General features: G+C 70.0%; 17 protein-coding genes and 2 pseudogenes. 10 read left to right on the forward strand and 9 right to left on the reverse strand.

All coding sequences use genetic code 11. The features are described 5' to 3' along the window. Positions 1-62 precede the first annotated feature (62 nt). Positions 63-758 carry a ScbR family autoregulator-binding transcription factor gene (locus OG435_RS45190; RefSeq protein ID WP_266887072.1) on the reverse strand — a complete coding sequence of 232 codons (696 nt, stop codon included), beginning with the start codon at positions 756-758 and terminating at the stop codon, positions 63-65. A 167-nt stretch (positions 759-925) separates the two neighbouring features. Between OG435_RS45190 and OG435_RS45195 the strand changes: the two genes are divergently transcribed. The 4 genes from OG435_RS45195 (at position 926) to OG435_RS45210 (ending at position 5225) form a co-directional block, all read left to right on the forward strand. After that, positions 926-1870, forward strand: coding sequence for a ScbA/BarX family gamma-butyrolactone biosynthesis protein (locus OG435_RS45195; protein WP_266887074.1), 945 nt, complete (start codon positions 926-928; stop codon positions 1868-1870). Between the two features lie 149 nt (positions 1871-2019). Next, complete coding sequence (locus OG435_RS45200; protein ID WP_266887076.1) at positions 2020-3282, forward strand: cytochrome P450 family protein; 1263 nt, start codon at positions 2020-2022, stop codon at positions 3280-3282. A 57-nt stretch (positions 3283-3339) separates the two neighbouring features. After that, positions 3340-4104, forward strand: coding sequence for an SDR family NAD(P)-dependent oxidoreductase (locus OG435_RS45205; RefSeq protein ID WP_266887078.1), 765 nt, complete (start codon positions 3340-3342; stop codon positions 4102-4104). 173 nt (positions 4105-4277) lie between these two features. Further along, positions 4278-5225: an NAD-dependent epimerase/dehydratase family protein gene (locus OG435_RS45210; protein ID WP_266887080.1), complete on the forward strand. Its 948-nt coding sequence runs from the start codon at positions 4278-4280 to the stop codon at positions 5223-5225. 24 nt (positions 5226-5249) lie between these two features. On the opposite strand, the gene OG435_RS45215 is transcribed toward OG435_RS45210, so the two are convergent. Next, entirely contained in the window at positions 5250-6332 is a 1083-nt protein-coding gene (locus OG435_RS45215) for an ABC transporter substrate-binding protein (protein ID WP_266887155.1), read from the reverse strand. A 568-nt stretch (positions 6333-6900) separates the two neighbouring features. On the opposite strand from OG435_RS45215, the gene OG435_RS45220 reads away from it, so the two are divergent. From OG435_RS45220 to OG435_RS45235, 4 genes and pseudogenes are all read left to right on the forward strand, one after another. Continuing rightward, entirely contained in the window at positions 6901-8091 is a 1191-nt protein-coding gene (locus OG435_RS45220) for an endonuclease/exonuclease/phosphatase family protein (protein ID WP_266887082.1), read from the forward strand. A gap of 9 nt (positions 8092-8100) precedes the next feature. Further along, positions 8101-8847, forward strand: a pseudogene (locus tag OG435_RS45225) (alpha/beta fold hydrolase); the annotation flags it as partial. A 39-nt stretch (positions 8848-8886) separates the two neighbouring features. Next, positions 8887-9309: a GNAT family N-acetyltransferase gene (locus OG435_RS45230; RefSeq protein ID WP_266887157.1), complete on the forward strand. Its 423-nt coding sequence runs from the start codon at positions 8887-8889 to the stop codon at positions 9307-9309. After that, on the forward strand, positions 9306-9833 hold the full coding sequence (locus OG435_RS45235) for a GNAT family N-acetyltransferase (RefSeq protein WP_266887084.1): 528 nt from the start codon (positions 9306-9308) through the stop codon (positions 9831-9833). The genes OG435_RS45230 and OG435_RS45235 overlap by 4 nt, the downstream gene beginning before the upstream one ends. Before the next feature lie 32 nt (positions 9834-9865). Here OG435_RS45235 and OG435_RS45240 read toward each other — a convergent pair whose 3' ends face one another. After that, positions 9866-10762: a DMT family transporter gene (locus tag OG435_RS45240; RefSeq protein ID WP_266887086.1), complete on the reverse strand. Its 897-nt coding sequence runs from the start codon at positions 10760-10762 to the stop codon at positions 9866-9868. A gap of 53 nt (positions 10763-10815) precedes the next feature. Next, positions 10816-11622 carry an alpha/beta fold hydrolase gene (locus OG435_RS45245; protein WP_266887088.1) on the reverse strand — a complete coding sequence of 269 codons (807 nt, stop codon included), beginning with the start codon at positions 11620-11622 and terminating at the stop codon, positions 10816-10818. 186 nt (positions 11623-11808) lie between these two features. Between OG435_RS45245 and OG435_RS45250 the strand changes: the two genes are divergently transcribed. Beyond that, positions 11809-12225, forward strand: a complete 417-nt coding sequence (locus OG435_RS45250; RefSeq protein ID WP_266887159.1) for a MarR family transcriptional regulator — start codon at positions 11809-11811, stop codon at positions 12223-12225. A 137-nt stretch (positions 12226-12362) separates the two neighbouring features. After that, the gene (locus OG435_RS45255; protein ID WP_323188038.1) at positions 12363-13838 is read left to right on the forward strand and encodes an NF041680 family putative transposase; all 1476 of its coding nucleotides are present in this window, start codon (positions 12363-12365) and stop codon (positions 13836-13838) included. A 21-nt stretch (positions 13839-13859) separates the two neighbouring features. Here OG435_RS45255 and OG435_RS45260 read toward each other — a convergent pair whose 3' ends face one another. The 5 genes and pseudogenes from OG435_RS45260 to OG435_RS45280 form a co-directional block, all read right to left on the reverse strand. Next, complete coding sequence (locus OG435_RS45260; protein ID WP_266881490.1) at positions 13860-15335, reverse strand: NF041680 family putative transposase; 1476 nt, start codon at positions 15333-15335, stop codon at positions 13860-13862. A gap of 335 nt (positions 15336-15670) precedes the next feature. After that, positions 15671-16162: a hypothetical protein gene (locus OG435_RS45265; protein WP_266887089.1), complete on the reverse strand. Its 492-nt coding sequence runs from the start codon at positions 16160-16162 to the stop codon at positions 15671-15673. Positions 16163-16517: 355 nt separating this feature from the next. Then, positions 16518-17365, reverse strand: a pseudogene (locus tag OG435_RS45270) (IS5 family transposase). A 30-nt stretch (positions 17366-17395) separates the two neighbouring features. Then, complete coding sequence (locus OG435_RS45275) at positions 17396-17824, reverse strand: hypothetical protein (protein WP_266887091.1); 429 nt, start codon at positions 17822-17824, stop codon at positions 17396-17398. Position 17825: 1 nt separating this feature from the next. Continuing rightward, positions 17826-18827 carry a DUF6192 family protein gene (locus OG435_RS45280; protein ID WP_266887093.1) on the reverse strand — a complete coding sequence of 334 codons (1002 nt, stop codon included), beginning with the start codon at positions 18825-18827 and terminating at the stop codon, positions 17826-17828. Between the last annotated feature and the right edge of the window lie 510 nt (positions 18828-19337).

Raw genomic sequence — 19337 nt, forward strand, 5'->3', positions numbered from 1 at the left:
GGGGAGCGGGGGAAACGGGCCGTCCGCGGGACGCCCGGCCGCGGGGGTACGCCGCGGGGGTACTAGGCCTGGAGCTCGGCCGACTCGACGAGTTCGGCCTCGGCCCGCTCCCGCAGGTGCTTCTCCAGGTCGGCCATGACCCGCTCGGCGCGACCGGGAGCCATGTCGAGTTCGGCCAGCACGGTCGGCAGGGCGATGATCGGCATGATGTGCCGGAGCAGCACGGACACCCGTACTTCCAGGTCCTCCCAGTCGGCCATCACCTCCGAGAGCACCTGCACTCCGGTGAAGGCGCCGACGAACAGGTTGGCGACCGCGTCCAGGTCCACGTGCGCGTGGAGTTCACCGCACGCCCGGGCCTCTCCCAGGGCGAACCGGTTGTGATCGATCCAGTCCTGGTAGGGGCGCAGGCGGTGCTCGTGGTGACTGCCGCGCTCCAGGGAGAGCCTCAGACTGCCCTGCACGATCGGATCGCTGCGGATCTGGACGGCGAAGAGCATGCCCTTGTCGATCAGCTCCTGCAGCCGCGTGCTGCGCGGTACGAGCGGGAAGCCGACCGTGTCGATCTGACTGGCCAGCACGGCCTGGGCCAGCTCTTCCTTGCCTTTGAAGTAGTAGTAGAAGGCGCCCTTGGTCAGCCCGAGCCGCTGGTAGACGTCCGCGATCGTGGCCCCGTTGAAGCCCTTCTCTGCGAACACGGCGCCGGCGGCCTCGACGATGAGTTGCCGGGTGCGCCGAGAAGTCTCCCTCTGAGACACCCTCGCTCCTTCCACGCTGCTGGTGGCCAACTGATGCACCTCCTCGGGGGTATGAGCATGTCACCGAAAACAGCCGTTGCAAATTATACCAGGCAGCACGTATCTTGCGGCGAGCCGAGACCTACCACGAGTGGCTCGAATCTGCCTCGAAGTCCGGAGGGGAATTCATGTTAATCACGTCTTTTGCGAGCGAAACCACCCAAAGACCGTCGGTCGGGGTCTCAGATGCAAGGCCTCCGGCCGTACCCAACTGGCTCGTGCACCGTCCCGACACCTCCGAGGTGTTCCTGTCCGCCTGGAAACGCACCGCTCCCGACCGATTCGACGTCACCGTGCGTTGGCCTGAAAACCACCCGTTCCATACCGGGCTCCACGGTTTCCGCTCGCCCGCCGTCATCGCGGAGGCCATCCGCCAGACGGGCATCCTGCTCTCGCACGCCGAGTACAACGTCCCCCTCGGGCACCAGTTCCTAATGTCCGACATCCAGTACCGGATCGATCCGGAGCTCCTGACAGCGGACGACGACTCCCCGATCCACATCGACGTCACCTGCACGAACGTCAACCGCCGCGGCACCCGCTTCTCCGGCATGGTGTGCCACATGGACGTGATCCAGAGCGGCCGGGTCATCGCCACCGGCGACGGCAGCATGACGTGCACCTCTCCCGGCGCCTACCGCCGGATGCGCGGTGAGTACGCGGACGCCCGCCCGGTCCTGCCCGTGCCCGAACCGGTGCACCCCTCCCTCGTCCTGCGCACCGATCCGAGCCATGTCCTGCTGGCTCCCACCATGGATCCCCGGTGCTGGACCCTTCGGCCGTACACCACGAACACCACGCTGTTCGCGCACAAGAACGATCACGTACCCGGCATGGTCCTCCTCGAAGCGACCCACCAGGCAGCGTTCGCCGTCGCCGGCGCCACCCGGCTGTACCCCGTCGCGCTCAGCCTCACCTTCGAGCGGTATGTGGAGTTCCACTCCCCCTGCCTGATCCAGGCGCAGCCGATGGTCCGGACCCGTGACAACACCCTCTCCCTGAGCGTGACAGGCCATCAGAGCGGCCAGCGGGTCTTCGACGCCCACCTGGAAGCAATTCCCGTTTCCTCCTGATCACCTCAGTTTCGAACCAAATGGGCACCGGTTCCCTGCGATCCGCTGGCCGAGTCACCCCTGCGCAAAGTGGCGGGAAGGTCGTAGGCGTGTCAGCCTGTGACGTCATCCGACTCACCGTCACCAGCAGTTGTAGGAGGGATACTCCTGTGAGCAGGCAGTGCCCGTTCGTCATCGATCCGCTCGGCCAGGACATTCACGGAGAGATCAAGGACATACGCTCCCTTGGCCGGGCCGTGCGGATCGTGCTCCCCGGTGGAGTGGAGGCGTGGTCCGTCACGGACTACGCACTCGTGAAACGCCTGCTCACCGATCCCCGGGTATCGAAGGACGCCTACCGGCACTGGCCGGCGTGGATCGACGGAGAAGTCGACCAGGAGTGGCCGCTGGCCATCTGGGTCTCGGTGCAGAACATGGTCACCGCCTACGGCGAGGAGCACGCGCGCCTGCGCAAGCCGGTGGCGGGGGAGTTCACCATGCGCCGCGTGGCAGCCCTGCGGCCCCGGGTCGAGGAAATAGCCGCAGGACTGCTGGACCGCCTGGAAGAGGCCCCGCGGGAGGAGCCCGTGGACCTCCGCAAGGAATTCGCCCACGTACTGCCGCACGCCGTGGTCTGCGAGCTGTTCGGAATTCCACATTCCGCACGCGACCCGCTGCAGAAGATCATTGACGCGTTCTTCGCCACCTCGATCACCCCCGAGGACGCGATGGCGAATGGCACGGCCATGTACGAGATCCTCAACGAAGTCGTGGCGCACAAGAGAAAAAATCCCGCCGACGACCTCACATCGGGCCTCATCTCCGCACGAGACTCGGGCACCGCAGACATGAGCGAGAAGGAACTCCTCGACAATCTCATCCTCCTCTTCACCGCCGGCTACGAGACGACGGTGAACCTCATAGACAACGCGGTCGTCTCCCTCCTCACGCACCCCGACCAGCTCGCGCTCGTACGGGACGGCAAGGCCTCGTGGGAGGACGTGATCGACGAATCCCTGCGCGTGGACCCGCCCGGCGCGCACAGCATCCTGCGCTACGCCGTCGAGACGATCGAGATCGACGACGACGTACGCATCCCGCAGGGCGACGCGATCGTCATCTGCTTCGCCGGAGCGGGCCGCGACCCCCTCCACCACGGCGCCGGGGCGGACCTCTTCGACATCACCCGCGACACCCGGGCCGATCACGTGTCGTTCGGGTACGGAGCCCACCACTGTCTCGGTGTGAACCTGGCCCGGATGGAGGTCGCCATCGCCCTGTCGGCGCTCTTCGAGCGGTTCCCCGACATAGCCCTGGCCGTGCCGGCCGATGAACTCCGGCCGAAGTTCTCGTTCGTCTCCAACGGCCACCGCACGGTTCCCGTGATCCTGGGCGGGCCCGGCCCCCGCAACGCGGCGATTTTCAGCCAATAGCGCCGGGGCGCCCCTCCCCGAAGGATCCATCGGACCCCGGCAGACGAAAGAGTCACCATGACGGAAAAGACCGGCCTCCTGGACGGCAGGCGCGCCCTGATCACCGGCGCGAGCAGCGGCATCGGGGCGGCCGCAGCCCGGGTGTTCTGCGAGCACGGGGCCTCGGTGCTCCTCACCGCCCGGCGCGAGGAGGAACTGGCCGCGCTCACCCGCGAGCTGACGGACCAGGGTTTCACCGCCTCCTACGCGGTCGCCGACGTGTCCCGCGCCGAAGAGGTCGAGGCGGCCGTGGCCACGGCCGTGCGGCTCTTCGGCGGCCTGGACGCCGCCTTCAACAACGCCGGGCTCGGTACCGTGCCCGCACCTCTGCACCTCACCGAGGACGCGGAGTTCGAGGCCGTCATGGCCACCAACGTCCGCGGCACGTGGAACTGCATGAAGTACGAGATCGCCGCGATGCTGCCGGGCGGCGGGGCCATCGTGAACAACAGCAGCGTCGCGGGTCTGGTCGGCACCCCGGCGGCCGCCGCGTACATCGCGGCGAAGCACGCCGTCATCGGGCTGACGAAGGCCGCGGCCGAGTACGCCGCCCAGGGCGTCCGGGTCAATGCCGTCGCGCCCGGCACGACCCGCAGCGAGATGATGGCCCAGTGGTTCGATCTGAACCCGGGCCTGGAGGAGCAACTCCACACCAGGGCCCCGCTGCCGCGTACGGCGGACCCGCGCGAGATCGCCCAGGCGGCCGCGTGGCTGCTCAGCGACCAGGCGTCCTTCGTGGTCGGCGCGACCGTCCCGGTGGACGGCGGCTGGACCGCCCGCTGACCGCCCGCTGCCCCCTCCGCACGACGCCGGCCGGTCGCGACCGGCCGTGCAACCGGAACACAGGGGGAGTCGGCGGAACTCGGCGGAACTCGTCGGCAACGAACAGGCGAAGAGCTGTACGGCCACTTCCGAGCGCCCGGCATGGCCACCCACGCGCCGATAAAATCGCCCCTATGCAGACATCTGGAAGACCCAGGGTAATTGTCCTCACCGGAGCCACCGGTTTCGTCGGCTCGGCCGCACTGGACGCCCTGGCCCGCCATCCCGGAATCCTGGTACGGGCCCTCGCCCGCATCCCCAGTGCGGAGCGCGAAGGCGTGGAGTGGGTACGTGCGGACCTGGGCGACCCCGGCTCCCTGAAAGGGACCTGCGAGGGCGCGGCCGCGCTGGTGAACCTGGCCTCGTACATCGGGCAGGACGAGGAGCGCTGCCACACGGTCAACGTCCTGGGCGGCGCGGCACTCCTCGCGGAGGCCGTGCGGGCGGGGGTGGACCGGATCGTCCACCTGTCCACGGCCGCGGTCTACGGGAACCTCCCGCACCGCGGGATCGAGGTCGACGAGGTGACCCCGGATCCGGCGTCCGCCGCGAGCCGCACCCGCCTGGCGGCGGAGGCCCCGGTGCTGGCCGCCGGCGGTACCGTCCTGCGGCCGGGTCTGGTGCTGGGCGCCGGTGACCGCTGGGTGGTCCCGGCCCTGGCCGAACTGATCGACCGGGTCCCGGCCAGCTGGGACGGCGGCCGCGCCCTGCTGTCCGTGGTCGACGTCGGCGAACTCGCCCGCCTGATCGACTCCCTGGCCACGGCCCCGGGCCCCGCCCCGCGCGGGGTCCACCACGCGAGCCACCCCGCCGCGGTGACCAGCGCCGGCCTCATGTCGGCGCTCGCCGCCGAAGGAATCCTGCCGGAGGCGCGGGAGGACTGGCCGTGGGACCGCTGCGTGGAACAACTCCACGCGCACCCGGGCCAGGTGACGGAGCGGCAGTTCTCCCTGCTGGCCCGCGACTACTACCAGCGCGCCGACACCATCTGGCAGCTCACCGGCCTGTGCCCCACACCCACGCCCCTCTCCCTGCTCCCCTCCGCGGCCCCCTGGTACCGCGCCTTCCTGTCCCGCCCCTGAAGGACGCGAGGCCGGCCACCCGGATCAGCGAGCGCCCCCACCCTCACCACGAACGATCCGAAATCGACCGGTGAGGTCCGCGGGATCCCGGTCGACCACGCGGACAGGTGCCCAGACCCACTGCCAGACACCGATCCCCGGGCTCCGGGAGAACCGGATCGGCCCACGGGTGCCCTCGACCTCCACCCGCGGCCAGGCCGCGGCGATGGCCGCCCGGTCCGTGCCGTACGAACGCAGCACCTCGGCAAGGACGGTGACGCTGTCCCAGCCCTCGAACGCCACGAACGAGGGCTCCTCACCCAGCCGCTCGCGGAGCTCCTTCTCCACCCGCTCCCCGAGCGGCCCGAGCCGCTCGGGGAGATAGCGCAGGAACGGGATCCCTGCGCCGTCCCCGCCCAGCTCCCCGGCCCATCCGGCGAACTCCGGTTGTCCGGCCGGAGCCCCGATCAGGACCTCCCCGAGCCGCCGGTCGCCCCGGACGGCCCGGACGATCGCCGCCGCCGGCTCCGGATACCCGACCAGCAGCAGAAGCGCCGTGGCCCCCTCCTCGACAAGCACGTCGCACAGTCCCTCGACCCCCTCAACCGTGCTCCCCTGCACGTCGATCTCCACGACGCTGCCCCCGTGAGCGGCGAACCGCTCCCGCAGGATGCGCGTCCCGGAAGCCCAGTAGACACTCGGCTGGATCGCCACCGCGATCCGGCTGTGGCCCGCCCCGAGCAGGGAGTCCGCGTACGTCCGCCAGCCGTGGGACTGGGCCGGAGCCAGCCGCGCGACCCACTGCGTGGGCTCCTCGGTGAGCGCGTCGAGCACCGCGGAGGAACACAGATACGGCATCCCGACGGCATCGGCCCGGACGGCGGCGGCCCGGGCGACGACACTGTGGTACTCCCCCACCACGGCGGCCACCCCCAGACCCGCCAGCTCCTCCACGGCCGCCGCGGCCCGCTCCGGATCGGCCGCGGTGTCCCGAACCACAAGCTCCAACGCCCGCCCGCCGATCCCTCCCCCTTCGTTGACCTCGCGCACGGCCAACTCGAGCCCCGCGAGCAACTGCCGCCCGGCATCGACCCACCCCGGCGGCGTCAACGGCACAAGAGCCCCCAGCCGCACGACCGGCCCCTGGGCCGACCCCCCTGACGACGCCGACGCCGAGGCATTCACAGTGTCCCGCTCCTCTACTCCCACACCACCAGGCCCAACCCCACCCGGCAACCACTTGATCATCCGCCCCATTGCACCCACCCCCACCCCCAAACACAACCGCTTACATCCCACCCCCAGCCTCAACGTGCTCGAGCGTTTCGTCGAAACCCGGGCAGCCTCCCGACACACCGCACCCCGTGGGCGTACCCGACCTGCTCGGGCACGTGTACGTCGTGACCGATCGGCTTCCAAGCACGCCCTACGCGCCGGCCCCGGGTACGGCCACGATTTCTCGTACGAGCCAGGCAAACCCCAGCAAGATCGCTCTCACCCGGGATCTCCTGTACGCCAACTACTCGTACCCGGAAGGGCCGGAGTAGGGGCAACGGCCCCACAGGGCCCCGCGCAGACCCGTCCCGGCCCAGCCCCACCTCCCCCAAACCCACACCCCGCGGGAACCACGCCCCCGCCCCCGACGTCGTCGTACCAGCCGCACCACACCCCCAATCGGAACAGGCAGAAACGGCCCATGACCCAGACGAACTCGGGCCCAACCGCCGGCCCAACCCCTGACCCAACCCCCAGCCCGACCCCCGATCCGACCCCCGACCCAACGGCCGATCCGACCCCCGAACCCGCCCACAGGGTCCCCGCCACCCCTACCCCCCGCCTCCTCTCCCGCCGGCCACCCCTCTGCCGCCGGCCACTCCTCCCCCGCCACGTCCCCTGGCCCGCGGCCCTCAGAACACCCGTCCCAGCACTCCCCGCGCCCCCCGTACTCCCGGTACTCCCCCTACTCCTCGCCGTACTCCTGACCCGCCCCTCCCTCGTCCCCAACACCCCCGGCCACCTCGGCAGCTTCCTGGAGACGTTCCTGCCCTGGCTCGGCCTGGCCGTCCCGCTCCTCCTCGCCCTGGCCCTACGACGCCGCTCCGCCGCCACCGCCCTGGCCCTCCTGCTCCCCACCGCCGCCTGGCTGGGCCAGTTCGGGAACCTCCTTCCCCACACCCCCACGGCCGCCGCCGACACCACCACCGCCTCCCACCCCACCCTCACCGCCGTCCAGCACAACATCAGCGACGAGAACCCGACCCCCTCCCGAACGGCCAGTGCCCTCGCCTCCCCGCACCCCACCCTCATCGCCGTCGAGGAGCTCACCCCCGCCGCCGTCACCGCCTTCACCACAACCCTCGCCGCCGGCTATCCCCACCACGCCACCCACGGCACGGTCGGCCTCTGGTCGGCGTACCCGCTTACCGACGTCCGCCCCGTGGACATCAGGCCTTCGGCCCTCGCCGGCGATCCGCACTGGAACCGCGCCCTGCGCGCCACTGCCGCCACCCCCGACGGGCCCGTCGCCGTCTACGTCGTCCACCTGCCCTCCCTGCGCCTCGGTACCTCCGGCTTCGGCTCCGCCCGCCGCGACGAGAGCGCCGTGCTCCTCGCCGCCGTCCTCGCCGCCGAACCCATCGACCGCGTCGTCCTGCTGGGGGACTTCAACGGCACCGCCGACGACCGCGGCTTGGCCCCCGTCCGCACCGCCCTGGCGGTGAAGGCGGCAACACCCGCCCCCGGCTTCGCCTTCACCTGGCCCGCGGCCTTCCCCCTGGCCCGGATCGACCAGATCCTGGTCCGCTCGGGCACCGTCACCCGCGTCCGTACGCTCCCCGCCACCTCCAGTGATCACCTGCCCCTCAGCGCCGACATCCGGTTCGATTAACGTACGTTCATGACCGACTTCGTACTGGTGGCAGGCGCCTGGCTCGGAGCGGCGGCCTGGGACGACGTGGCTGCCGAACTCCGCACCCCTCCCCGCACCGCTCCCGGCACCCCACCCCGCGGCCCGGGCGGTGACCACGAGGTCCACGCACTGACCCTGTCCGGCCTCGCGGAGAAGCAGGGCGTCCCGGCCGGCCAGCAGACACACGTCACGGACATAGTCGACGCCATCGACGAGCTCGGCTTGCGCGATGTGGTCCTCGTGGGCCACGGCTACTCCGGCATCCCGGTCGGCCAGGCCGCCGAACGGATCGGCGGCCGCCTGAACCGGGTTGTGTTCGTCGACGCCGACCTCCCCGCCCACAACGCGCCCTTCGTCTCCCGCCGGCCGGACGGCCGGTCCGCCGCCGCCGTAGAGGCCGCCCTCGCCGCGAACGACGGCTTCTGGCCGCCCCCACAGGCCGCCGACTACGCGAACCAGGGCCTCACCGAAGAGCACATCACCCGTATCCTCGCCAACTCCACCCCTCACCCGGGCGCCACGCTCACCGAGCCGGCCGTACTGACCCACCCGCTCGCCGAGCTCCCCGCCACCTACGTCACTTGCCTGCTGGGCGGCACCGAACCCCACCCCGACGTGGCGAAGCTCCTGTCCACCGGCCCGGACTGGCAGTCGGTCACCCTGGATACGGGCCACTGGCCGATGTTCTCCGCCCCGTCCACGCTGGCCGGCGTACTCCTCGATGCCGCCGCCCAGGACACCCCACCGCAGGCTCCCGGCCTCCGCATCCACCCGATGGACGCCGCCTCCGAAGCCGACCTGCTCGACTGGCAGCACGTCCACAACGCGATCATCCCGACGGACCTCCTCTCCCTGGACGACATACGCGAGCGCTCCACCCGCCACGTCCTGCACCTCGCCCACCTCGGCGACACCCTCATCGGATGTACGACAGTCCGCCCTCCCGTCGCCGGCTCCACGACCGCCACCGTGATCGCACGCGTCCTCCCTCCATACCGGGGACGGGGTTTCGGCCGAGAGCTGTACACCTACGCACTCGCCCAGGCACGGGCCCTCGGCGCCGAGGTGATCGAGACGGTGGTCCTCGCGTCCAACCCGGAGGGTCTGAGCTTCGCTCGCCGGGCGGGCTTCATCGAGTTCGACCGCTACGTCCTCCCCGGCGACACCGTGCCCTTCGTAGACCTGCGCCTCGCGTGAGCGGCCACTGGGTCCGCCTCGAGCTCACGGTCCGCACCTTCCACTCCGCCCGGTTCACGCCGTACGTCGACCGGTGCCGCGCCGCGGGCTTCAGCTTCACGACCCTCGCCCGGCTCGGCGACGCCGAGGACGAACGCCGCAGCCTCTACGAGCTGAACAAGGAATGCTCGGCCGGCATCCCCGAACAAGGCGTGTTCCACTCCTACGACGCCTACACCCGCCTGCGCTTCGCAGTGCCCTCCTACGACCCGGCCGGCATCATCGTCGCCCGGGACCAGGACGGCACCTGGGTCGGCATGGCGGCGACCTCCCTCCATCTCTCCGACGGCTTCGCCTTCAACGAAATGACCGGTGTCCGAGGCCGCGGCATCTCCCTCGCCATGAAGACCCTCGGGATCGCCTTCGCCGACGAGCACGGAGCCCCCGTCATCCGCACGATCCACCACCCCGCGAACACCTCGGCCATCGCCATGAACCGCACCCTCGGCTACATGGACGCGAACTGGCACCAGGAGACGCCCTGACCCGGCCCCTACGGGCCCTACGCCTGCGGCCCCTACGCCTGCGGACTCCGGCGCTTCCGCGAGACGGCGACCCCGGCCAGGCAGACCGCGCCACCGAGCAGAGTCAGCGCGGCCGGGACCTCGTCGAGGGCGATCCAGGCGATGAGCACCACCACGGCGGGCACCGCGTACGTGGTCGCGCCCATCTTCCCCGCGGTGGTCCGTGACAGCGCGTACGACCAGGTGGTGAAGGCGAGTGCGGTCGGGAAGAGCCCCAGGTAGAGCATGTTGAGGACGGCGCCGAGCGGAGCCCCGGGAAGCTGGTCGACGAGCTGCCCGACGAAGGGCAGGGTGACGGCCGTGCCGACGAAGCAGCCGTACGTGGTCACCTGGATCGGGCTCGCATATGCCAGCGCCGGCTTCTGCGCGACCACCCCGGCCCCGTACGTGAGCGCGGCGACCAGGCAGAGCAGGACGCCTCCCACCGACGCGGACCCGCCGTTGGAGGTGGACAGTCCGACCAGCACCGCCCCGGCGAACGAGACCGCCATGCCCGCCAACAGCAATGGCGGGAACCCCTCCTTCAGCAGCCAGCCGCTGAGCAGGGCGATCACGATCGGGCCGATGTTGACGATCATGGCCGCGGTGCCGGCGTCGACGAGCTGCTCGCCCCAGTTCAGCGTCACCATGTAGAGCCCGAACCAGAGCACCCCGGAGATCAGGATCCCGGGCCACGCCTGCTTCGGCGGCGGTGGCACCCGCTTGACGACCAGCACCAGCCCGAGCGCGACCGACGCGGTCAGCAGACGGCCGAACGCAAGCGCTCCGGGCCCGAAGTGCGCGGCCGCCGAGCGGATGGAAACGAACGCGGAGGCCCACAGCACGACGGTCACTCCGGCGGCCAGCAGGGCCCGCCGATCGGTCCTGACCAGATCAGACGTCTCTTCCATGCGAGCAAGCTACCTGCCCCAGCCGAAAGGCCCCTTGCCCTTTTCCCGAGCGCCTACGCTCCGGCCGGAGCCAGCAGACCCCGCAGCCGCTCCGCATAGCCGCGGGGGTGCGTGGTGTTGCCGTTGTGGCCGCCCGGGAAGACCCGTATCTCCGTGTCCAGGAGGGCCGCGAGTTCCATCGCGCATCGATGGTCGAAGACGGTGGAGGGGGTGATGGCTCCCAGCGCCGGGATGATGCGCGTCGGGGTCCGCGTGAGGGCGTCCACGTCGAGGGTGTCCTCGACGATCGCCGTGAAGTCGTGCTCGATGAAGTAGCCGAAGTTGGCAAGCCTGCGCTCGTCCAGGGGCTGCGGGGTCAAGCCCGGCTCGGCGTCGCGCCGCGTGAGGTCTATCCCGAGGACCCGCGCCATCTCCGGAAAGACTGCTCCGAGCCCGCCCGTGCGATAGATCCCCTGCAGTTCCTCCAGCTCCGCTTCGTGCCGGGCCCTCTCCCCCTCGGGCAACAGTCGCGGAGCCACCGGCTCGTGCGCGATGAGGGTGCTCACCTGCTCCGGGTGCCGAACGGCAAGGTGCAGGCCGATGACGGCCCCCAGACTGCAGCCGAGCATCAGCACCGGCTCGTCGGTGACGGCCGCCAGCAGCCGGTGTACGTCTTCGGCGTGCTCGGCGAGCGACGTGGTCCGGCCGGGCTCCTCCGGCCGGCTGCGCGACAGTCCACGACGGTCGTAAGTCAGCACGGTGAAGGAATCCGTGAGGTGCGGGACGAGATCCACAGTGCGGTCCGCGTCCCCCTCCCCGCTCTGCGCGATGAGCAGCATCGGGCCGGATCCCTGCAGTTGGTGGTGGAGTACAGCACTCATGGCAACTCCTTGCTCGCGGCTCCGGACCCCCAGTCCGTCACTCTCTGCAATCACCGTAACCCATCGAATCAGATACATCAATAGAGATGGATCAAAACAGATGCATCTTCTTCGATGGTTCGCCGGGTTCCGATGTACCGTGCTCCCGTGGACGGAATCGAACTCTTCCTGCTCGGCCGCGCCTTGATGAAGCTCGGCGAGGAGGCCCTGCCCGAGCCCCCCGGCGGCCCCGGACAGTACGCCGGCGGCACCCGCTCCGTCGTGATCGTGGCCGGCGACATCGCCGCGCACCCCGACACCACGGTCGGCGAGACGGCCCAGCGCACGGGCCTCCCGCAGAGCCAGGTCTCCGGCGCCGTCGCCCGCCTGCGCGAGGCCGGCTCCGTACAGACCGCGCCCGACCCCGCCGACCGGCGCCGCACGCTGGTCCGCCAGGCCCCCGGAACCTCCGCGCGTGTGGCCGCCGTACGCGCCGCCGGAGCCTCCAAGGTCGAGGACGCCCTCGCCCGCGCTCTCGGTGAGGCCGAGGCCGAGCAACTCCCGGAGCTGACGCGGGCCTTGGAGGTCCTGGCCCGCCACCTGGTGCCCCGCGACACCCGCTGAGCTTGAGTTTTATCCTCGAGGGTCGAATCGTTCTTCGAACTCGACCACTCGTGGTGGTAACTCCCGTACGGCAGGGCGGCCTTCGTCTGATCCTGTGCTCCGTCACAGAGGCACGAAATCAGCCGAAGGCCGTAGGGGTGAGTCTGCTGTATCACGATGTCCAGCGGGAGCCGTTCGGGGTGTTGTCACGCTTCCGGACGGAGTTGTACGCGTCGATGACGGCCCGTGGCGACGCACTGTTCGAGTTGACCGACGCGGTGCTGTGTGCGGACGGTCCGGTGAAGACGCTGGTCGGTCTGGCACTTGCGCCGGAGCACCGGCGTGGCCATGGAGCCCTGTATGCCGGGCTGAATCATGGGCGACTGGATGTGGGCCGGCTACGGAGGGCCCTGGTCTCTGTCCCGCTGCCGAAGGCGGCCGACGGCCGTCTGGTCCTGGCCGTCGATGTCTCGCCGTGGTTGCGGCCGGATGCGGACACCGCCCCTGAGCGGTGCTTTTGCCATACCTACGGGTACGGCGACAACAAGCATCTGATGATCCCGGGCTGGCCCTACCAGATCGTGGCCGCTCTGGAGACGGGCCGGACCTCGTGGACCGCCGTGCTGGACGCGATCCGGATCGAGCCGGGCGCCGACGTCGCCGCGGTTACCACCGCCCAGATCAGAGAGGTCGTCGATCGCCTCGTCGAAGCGGGCCAGTGGCGGGAGGGCGATCCCGACATCATGATCGTGGTCGACGCGGGCTATGACGCTCCGCGCCTGGCCCACCTGCTGGCCGACCTGCCCCTCGAGATCCTGGGCCGGACGCGATCGGACCGGGTGATGCGCCGGCCGGCGCCCTCCCGCGAGGAATTCCACCGGGACCACCCCGCCGGCGGACGCCCGCCCAGGCACGGAGGCGAGTTCGTCTTCGGCCGGCCGGACACCTGGGGCGGCGAGCAGGCGGTCACCGTCACCGACACCCGCCGCTACGGGAAAGCGACCGCGCAAGCGTGGGACCGGCTCCATCCTCGGCTGACCCGCCGGGCGGCCTGGATCGACCATTCTGCCGAGCTGCCCGTCATCGAGGGCACCGTCATCCGCCTGAAGGTCGGGCACCTGCCCTCGGGCGGAGACCCGAAGCCGGTGTGGCTGTGGTGGTCCAGGACCGGCGCCACCGCGGCTGACGTCGACCGCTGCTGGCAGGCCTTCCTGCGAAGGTTCGACGTCGAGCACACATTCCGCTTCTGGAAGCAGACCCTGGGCTGGACCCGCCCCAAGCTCCGCAGCCCCGAGGCCGCAGACCGGTGGACATGGCTCCTGGCTGCCGCCCACACCCAGCTCAATCTCGCCCGGCCGCTCGCACAGGACCTCCGGCATCCCTGGGAGAAGCCGACCCCACCCGAACGACTCACCCCCGCCCGGGTCCGACGCGGGTTCAGGAACATCCGAACCGCCACTGGTTCACCAGCCGGTGCACCCAAACCCGCCCGCCCCGGCCCCGGACGGCCACCCGGATCGAAGAACCGGCACCCCGCAGCACGCCACAACGTGGGAAGAGTCCTCGTCACAGGCCAGCCCTACCAGCGACCCGCCCACCACAAGGTCGGCACCAAACCCCGCCGAACAGGATAAAACTCAAGCTGAGCTTGTCGTTTATCCAGTTCGGCGGGGTTTGGTCCCGATTTTGTGGTGGGCGGGTCGGGTGTAGGGCTCGCCGGTGGCGAGGACGCGTCCGACGTCGTAGCGGGTGGCGGGACGCTGGTTCTTCGAGCCGGGAGGTCGGCCGGGGCCCGGGCGGGTCGGTTTTGGTGCACGGGCTGGTGTGCCGGTCCGCGCGTGCAGGTTCCTGAACCCTCTGCGGACGCGGGCCGGTGTCAGCCTGTTCGGTTCCGCTGGCTTCTCCCACGGCCGGCGGAGGTCGGCGGCCAGCGGGCGGGCAAGGCGGAGCCGGGCATGTGCGGCCAGGATGATCCAGGTCCAGCGGTCTGCCGCGTCCGAGCTGCGGAGCCGGGGCTTGGTCCAGCCGAGGGTCTGTTTGAACAGGCGGAAGGTGTGCTCGAGGTCGAATCGTCGGAGGAAGGACTGCCAGCAGCGGTCGACGTCCGCGGTGGTGGCGCCGGTGCCCGACCACCACAGCCAGACCGGCTTGTTGACCCCGCCGCTGGGCAGTTTCTCCACGGTCAGGCGGATGACGGTCCCCTCGATCACGGGCAGTTCAGCCCCGTGGGCGAGCCAGGCGGCCCGCCGGGTCAGCCTGGGGTGCAGCCGGTCCCACGCCCGCGCGGTCGCATTCCCGTAGAGGCGGGTGTCCGTGGCCGTCACGACATGCTCAGAGCCCCAGGTCTCGGGCTGGCCGAAGACGAACTCGCCGCCGTGCCTCGGTGGGCGTCCGCCGGCGGGATGCTGCCTGTGGAACTCCTCGCGGGTGGGAGCCGGCCGGCACATCACCCGGTCCGAACGCATCCGTCCCAGGATCTCGACGGGCAGGCCGGCCAGCAGGTGAGCGATGCGCGGAGCGTCGTATCCGGCGTCCAGCACGACCAGGATGTTCGGGTCGCCTGGCTTCCACTGGCCCGCTGCAACGAGTCGCTCGAGGACCTCGCGAATCTGGAACGTGGTCACCGCTGCCACGTCAGCGCCGGGCCGGAGACGGACCGCATCGAGCACTGCCGTCCACGAGGTGCGGCCGCTCTCCAGCGCGGCCACTACCGAGTACGGCCAGCCGGGCACCATCTGGTGTTTGCCCACGCCACGGCCGAAAGTGTGGCAGAAGGCCCGGTCAGCGCAGGTATTGGCGTCCGGCCTCAGCCACGGCGAGACGTCCACCGCCAGGACCAGCCTGCCGTCCGCCGCCCTCGGCAGTGGCATCCCGGCCAGGGCCCGGCGCAGCCGGGCGACATCGATCCGGCCCTGGTTGAGACCGCCGTACAAACCACCGTGACCACGGCGGTGTTCAGGCGCGAGCGCGAGATCTACGAGCGTCCGCACCGGTCCGTCCGTGCACAGCAACGCGTCGCACAACTCGAACAAGGCATCGCCCCGCACGGTCAGACACGCGTACAACTCCGACCGGAAGTGTGACACTTCCGCGAACGCGTCCCGCAGGACGTCCTGCTCCATCAGACTCATGACCACGGCCTTCGCGCTGATCCGCTCTGTGACGGAGCCCAGGATCAAGCGAAGGCCGCCTTCGCGTCCGCTGAACTGCGAAAACGCCGACCAAGTGCGAGTCGCGTTCGACATCGGACCATAAACGACAAGCTGAGTGCCTGATTGGATACTCGGAAGCCCAGGTCAAAGGGGCGTTGTAACGCGTGGGGCAGAATGGGCGTTTTGCCGAGAGGGTCGATGATCACGGTGGCGCCCGTGTCTCTCCCGGCCGATTCAGCTAGGGACGGCGCGAACTTGGCCGAGTGGCCAGGCTCGACACCGGAAACCGTTGGCGGGCCGTGGGGCGGTGTTCGTCAGCAGGTGATGTTCAGCGTGTAGATGCCGCCGGTGGGGGCACCGTTCACGACGTGCACCTCGCCGCGGGCGTTGCGGAACTCGTCGGTGCCGCCGGTGATGGCGTTCTTGATGCCGACGGGGGGCTGGTCGTTGGGGAAGGTCTGCATCGAGGAGAAGGCGATCTGTCCTCGTCCCTCGAGCTTGAAGATGCCGCCGCCGACGGTGGTCTTGTCGTTCGGGTCCTGCTGAATCTTCGTGAAGGTCATGCCGAGGGTTCCGGCGGGCTCACCGTTCTCGAGGAGGTCGCCGGTGATGACCGTGAGGTCGCCGATACCCGCTCCGGGGGTTCCGTTGTCGACCTGGGTGATCTCTCCGTTGGTGGTGGTCAGGTGGATGGTCTGGGAGCAGCCCTTGTGCGGGGTCGCAGTGCCAGGTGCGGCAGCGGCGGTACCGGTCAGGAGCAGAATGCCGGCCGTCGCGGTCGCCATCGCGGTCAAGGAGATGCGCATGTCTTTACGTCCTTCGTACGGGAAGCGGCTCCGGACTCGGTGCTTGAGGGAGGGGAATCACTCCCGTCCCCCCCTGCCGAGACCGTGCCCGTGCCGAGGGATCACGTTTGCACCCTGGCCCAGTTCCGAGCGTCGTGCCCCGCCAGGAACGGAGCCGCTGTCACCCGCTCGGCGCCGCTGGGCCAGCCGTGCCCGCCGGGGCACCCAGGGGGGTTGGTCAACCGGTGGCTATTCGGCTCGCAGGCGAGCCACCGAGCCTCCGCGTGGGCCACTGCCGTTCCACCGGGTGTCTCGCGTACGGGATAGCCGAGCGGGTACCCGCCCCTGGGGCACACTGATGACGTTAGAGGCTGTATCAGCCCTTCTTGGACCACTTTGCCTGAAGCCCTTTGCGGGTGAGCCTGCGGGTCATGAGGGTGATGAGTGCCCAGGTCAGGTGGGCTTCGGAGTGTTGCGGCAGCCTCTCGTAGTCCCGGACGTTGCGCCGCGCTTTCATGATCCAGCCCAGGGTTCGTTCGACCTTCCACCGGCGGGGCAGGACGACGAAGCCTTTCGCGTTGCGCGGCCGGGAGACGGTCTTGAGGGTGATCTTGAGGAAGTCGTCGGCCCAAGTGATGAGCTGGCCGGCGTAGGCGGAGTCGGCCCAGACCTGGGTGATCTGGGGTTGCATGAGGCGCAGGCGCCACAGGAGTTCGCGGGCGGCGTCGCGGTCGGTCATGTCGGCGGGCGTCACCGTGATCATCACGGGCAGGCCGAGGGTGTCCACCGCAATATGTCTCTTCCGTCCGTTGATCTTCTTCGCCGCGTCGTAGCCGCGGGTCGCCTTCGAGACAGTGTCGGCGCCCTTGACGGACTGCGAGTCCACGATCAGCGTGACCGGCCAGGGACATCGCCCCTGGCCGGTACGGATCTGGCGGCGAAGCTGGTCACGGATGAAGCCCACGATCCCGGCCCGCGCCCAGCGTGCGAAGTGGTAATAGACCGTCTGAAAGGGCCCGGATAGTCGGCGGGCAGGGCTCGCCATTTGATCCCGTTGTCGACGATGTACCGGATCGCGTCGACTATCTCCCTGCGGTGCCACTTCTCCGGCCGCCCGCCAGCCTTGGTCATGCAGGCCGGGAGGGGCAGGAGCGGTTCGATCAGCGCCCATTCCGCGACGGTGGTGTCGGAGGGATAACGGCGCCGACGGGAGTTCAAGGCCATCACGGCCTCCCCTCGGCAGGCCTGTCGGGGTCATTTGGTGAGTTGGGCGAGGGTGGCGCGGACGCCGGTGAGCTGGGCGGATGCGAGCTGGGCCCATTCGTCTTCGGGGTAGCGGGCCAGGTGCGGATCGAGCGTGCCGGTGATCATCCGGGTCAGGCGGCCGAGGATCTGCCGGAACTGCTGTTTCTCGTACTCGATCCAGTCGGCGGGCTCGTCGGAGAAGAGGTAGCCATCCTTGCGGCGCCAGATGATCGGAGTGAGGTGCTCGGCGGCGCCGACGTCCCGCAGGTGGCGGACTCCGCGGGCGACCTGGGACGGGGTGAGGCGGGTGGCGGCGACGAGCTGCCTGGTCTGCAGGCCGGCGGGCCTGGCCTCCATCAGGGCGACGCGGACCAGGTCGCCGTAATGGGTGCTGAGCGGGGCGGCCGCGCCGCGTATGCGGCGGCGGGCGGGCAGCACCTCACTCGCCCTTCAGGAGCTGGGCGAGCTGCTCATCCAGGGTGAAGCGGCCCGTTTCGAGTGCTGCCTCCAGCCAGTCGGCCGCGCCGCGGACCTTGGATATCCCGCGCAGGATCGTTGTGCGTTCGTCGTCGGTGAACTCCTGGCCGCGCATCCGCGGGACCAGCCGGCCCAGGGTGGCGACGTAGCTGTGGCAGGAGCCGACGAGGTCGAGGTACTCGATGGTGTGCTCGATCCTGCGGACCGCAGGCATGCGCTCCCGGACCTTGTCCCGGGCCTGTTCGGAGTTGTCGAACTGGGCGCGGTTGACGGTGAAGCGGGTGTCGTCGTCCCGCATTGCCTCCCGCGCGACCCGGGGGCGCTGGAGGAGCCTGGAGGTCACGCGGGTGGCGACCTCGTCGTCCCGGGTCAGCTCCTGCACCACCCGCACCCGCTCCGCCGCCGGCAGCAAGGCCGCGGTCTCCGGCCGGCTCAGGAGGCTGGCCGTGACGGCCACCGCCACCTCATCGTCACGGGTCAGGTCACGGACCGCCCGGACCTTCTCCTCGACCGTCACCGGCCGGTCCACCTGCTGCCCCACCAGCCGCTTCGCGCCATCGGTGGTCCACTGCTTGCGATTCCGGCGCGGATTGAACGGGGCGTCCTCGATGGCCACCCACCGCTCCGCCTCGTCCGGAATCGACGCCAGGATCTTGTGGACCGTGAATGACACACCGGCCCTGCGCTTGCCCGCCGGCCAGCGCGAGGCCACCCACCGCCAGTCCTCGACCGTCGACAGCGCCACCCCTATGTCGTCGGCGAACATCTGCAACGACTCCTCGACCGTGAACAGATCCTCGCCGCCCTTGGCCACCGACCCCCCGACCGGCCGCATCGGCTCGATCTCCAACGCCCGGTCACCGAGACCGAACTGGGCCTTCGCCACCTGCTCGACCAGGTCCCTCGCCTCGGCCACGAGCTCCTCGTAGCGCGACCGCGAAACGTTCCCCACCCGCTCCGACATGCTGCCTCCACCCCTCGTGGTTCCCGGGCAGGCCAGTCACTCGACAGCGACCACTCAGATAGCACATCAGCCCAGGTCATCACCAGGATGGACGTGTGTGTTCCAGCGGCGGCAGGCGCGAACCGGGGGCGCGCGAGGCGCGACCGGACCGGCTGGTCGACCCCGTACCGAACAAGCGGGACACCTGAGGCACCCGCGGCGTTCGGCTATTCCGTCACCGTGACGGAATCCCGCGACGTCCGCTCTCGCCAGGCACGCGTCCGGCACCGCGACGAACAGAACACCGCCGAGCGGCGAAACTCGACCCCCACCGTCCATCCACGACCACACACCGGACAGACCGTTTCCTCACCGCGCTGCATGACCATGACCCGTCGGCGGGCGTGATTCAGGGCTCGCCACCGCCGTGACCTGCAACGACCCGAACAGAACAGTGCTGCCGCCGACTTCGTCGACGGCAGCAACACCCCACACTCCCGGCAATACCTACGGATCACCTCGCCAACGGCC

It is taken from the genome of Streptomyces sp. NBC_01264, from assembly GCF_026340675.1.
Taxonomy (GTDB): Bacteria; Actinomycetota; Actinomycetes; order Streptomycetales; family Streptomycetaceae; genus Streptomyces.

Coding starts and splice junctions, on each gene's coding strand:
- OG435_RS45210 (WP_266887080.1), top strand. CDS start 4,278: ATGCAGACATCTGGAAGACCCAGGGTAATTGTCCTCACCGGAGCCACC.
- OG435_RS45195 (WP_266887074.1), top strand. CDS start 926: ATGTTAATCACGTCTTTTGCGAGCGAAACCACCCAAAGACCGTCGGTC.
- OG435_RS45280 (WP_266887093.1), bottom strand. CDS start 18,827: ATGTCGGAGCGGGTGGGGAACGTTTCGCGGTCGCGCTACGAGGAGCTC.
- OG435_RS45205 (WP_266887078.1), top strand. CDS start 3,340: ATGACGGAAAAGACCGGCCTCCTGGACGGCAGGCGCGCCCTGATCACC.
- OG435_RS45250 (WP_266887159.1), top strand. CDS start 11,809: ATGAAGCTCGGCGAGGAGGCCCTGCCCGAGCCCCCCGGCGGCCCCGGA.
- OG435_RS45245 (WP_266887088.1), bottom strand. CDS start 11,622: ATGAGTGCTGTACTCCACCACCAACTGCAGGGATCCGGCCCGATGCTG.
- OG435_RS45265 (WP_266887089.1), bottom strand. CDS start 16,162: ATGCGCATCTCCTTGACCGCGATGGCGACCGCGACGGCCGGCATTCTG.
- OG435_RS45220 (WP_266887082.1), top strand. CDS start 6,901: ATGACCCAGACGAACTCGGGCCCAACCGCCGGCCCAACCCCTGACCCA.
- OG435_RS45230 (WP_266887157.1), top strand. CDS start 8,887: ATGGACGCCGCCTCCGAAGCCGACCTGCTCGACTGGCAGCACGTCCAC.
- OG435_RS45240 (WP_266887086.1), bottom strand. CDS start 10,762: ATGGAAGAGACGTCTGATCTGGTCAGGACCGATCGGCGGGCCCTGCTG.
- OG435_RS45260 (WP_266881490.1), bottom strand. CDS start 15,335: ATGAGTCTGATGGAGCAGGACGTCCTGCGGGACGCGTTCGCGGAAGTG.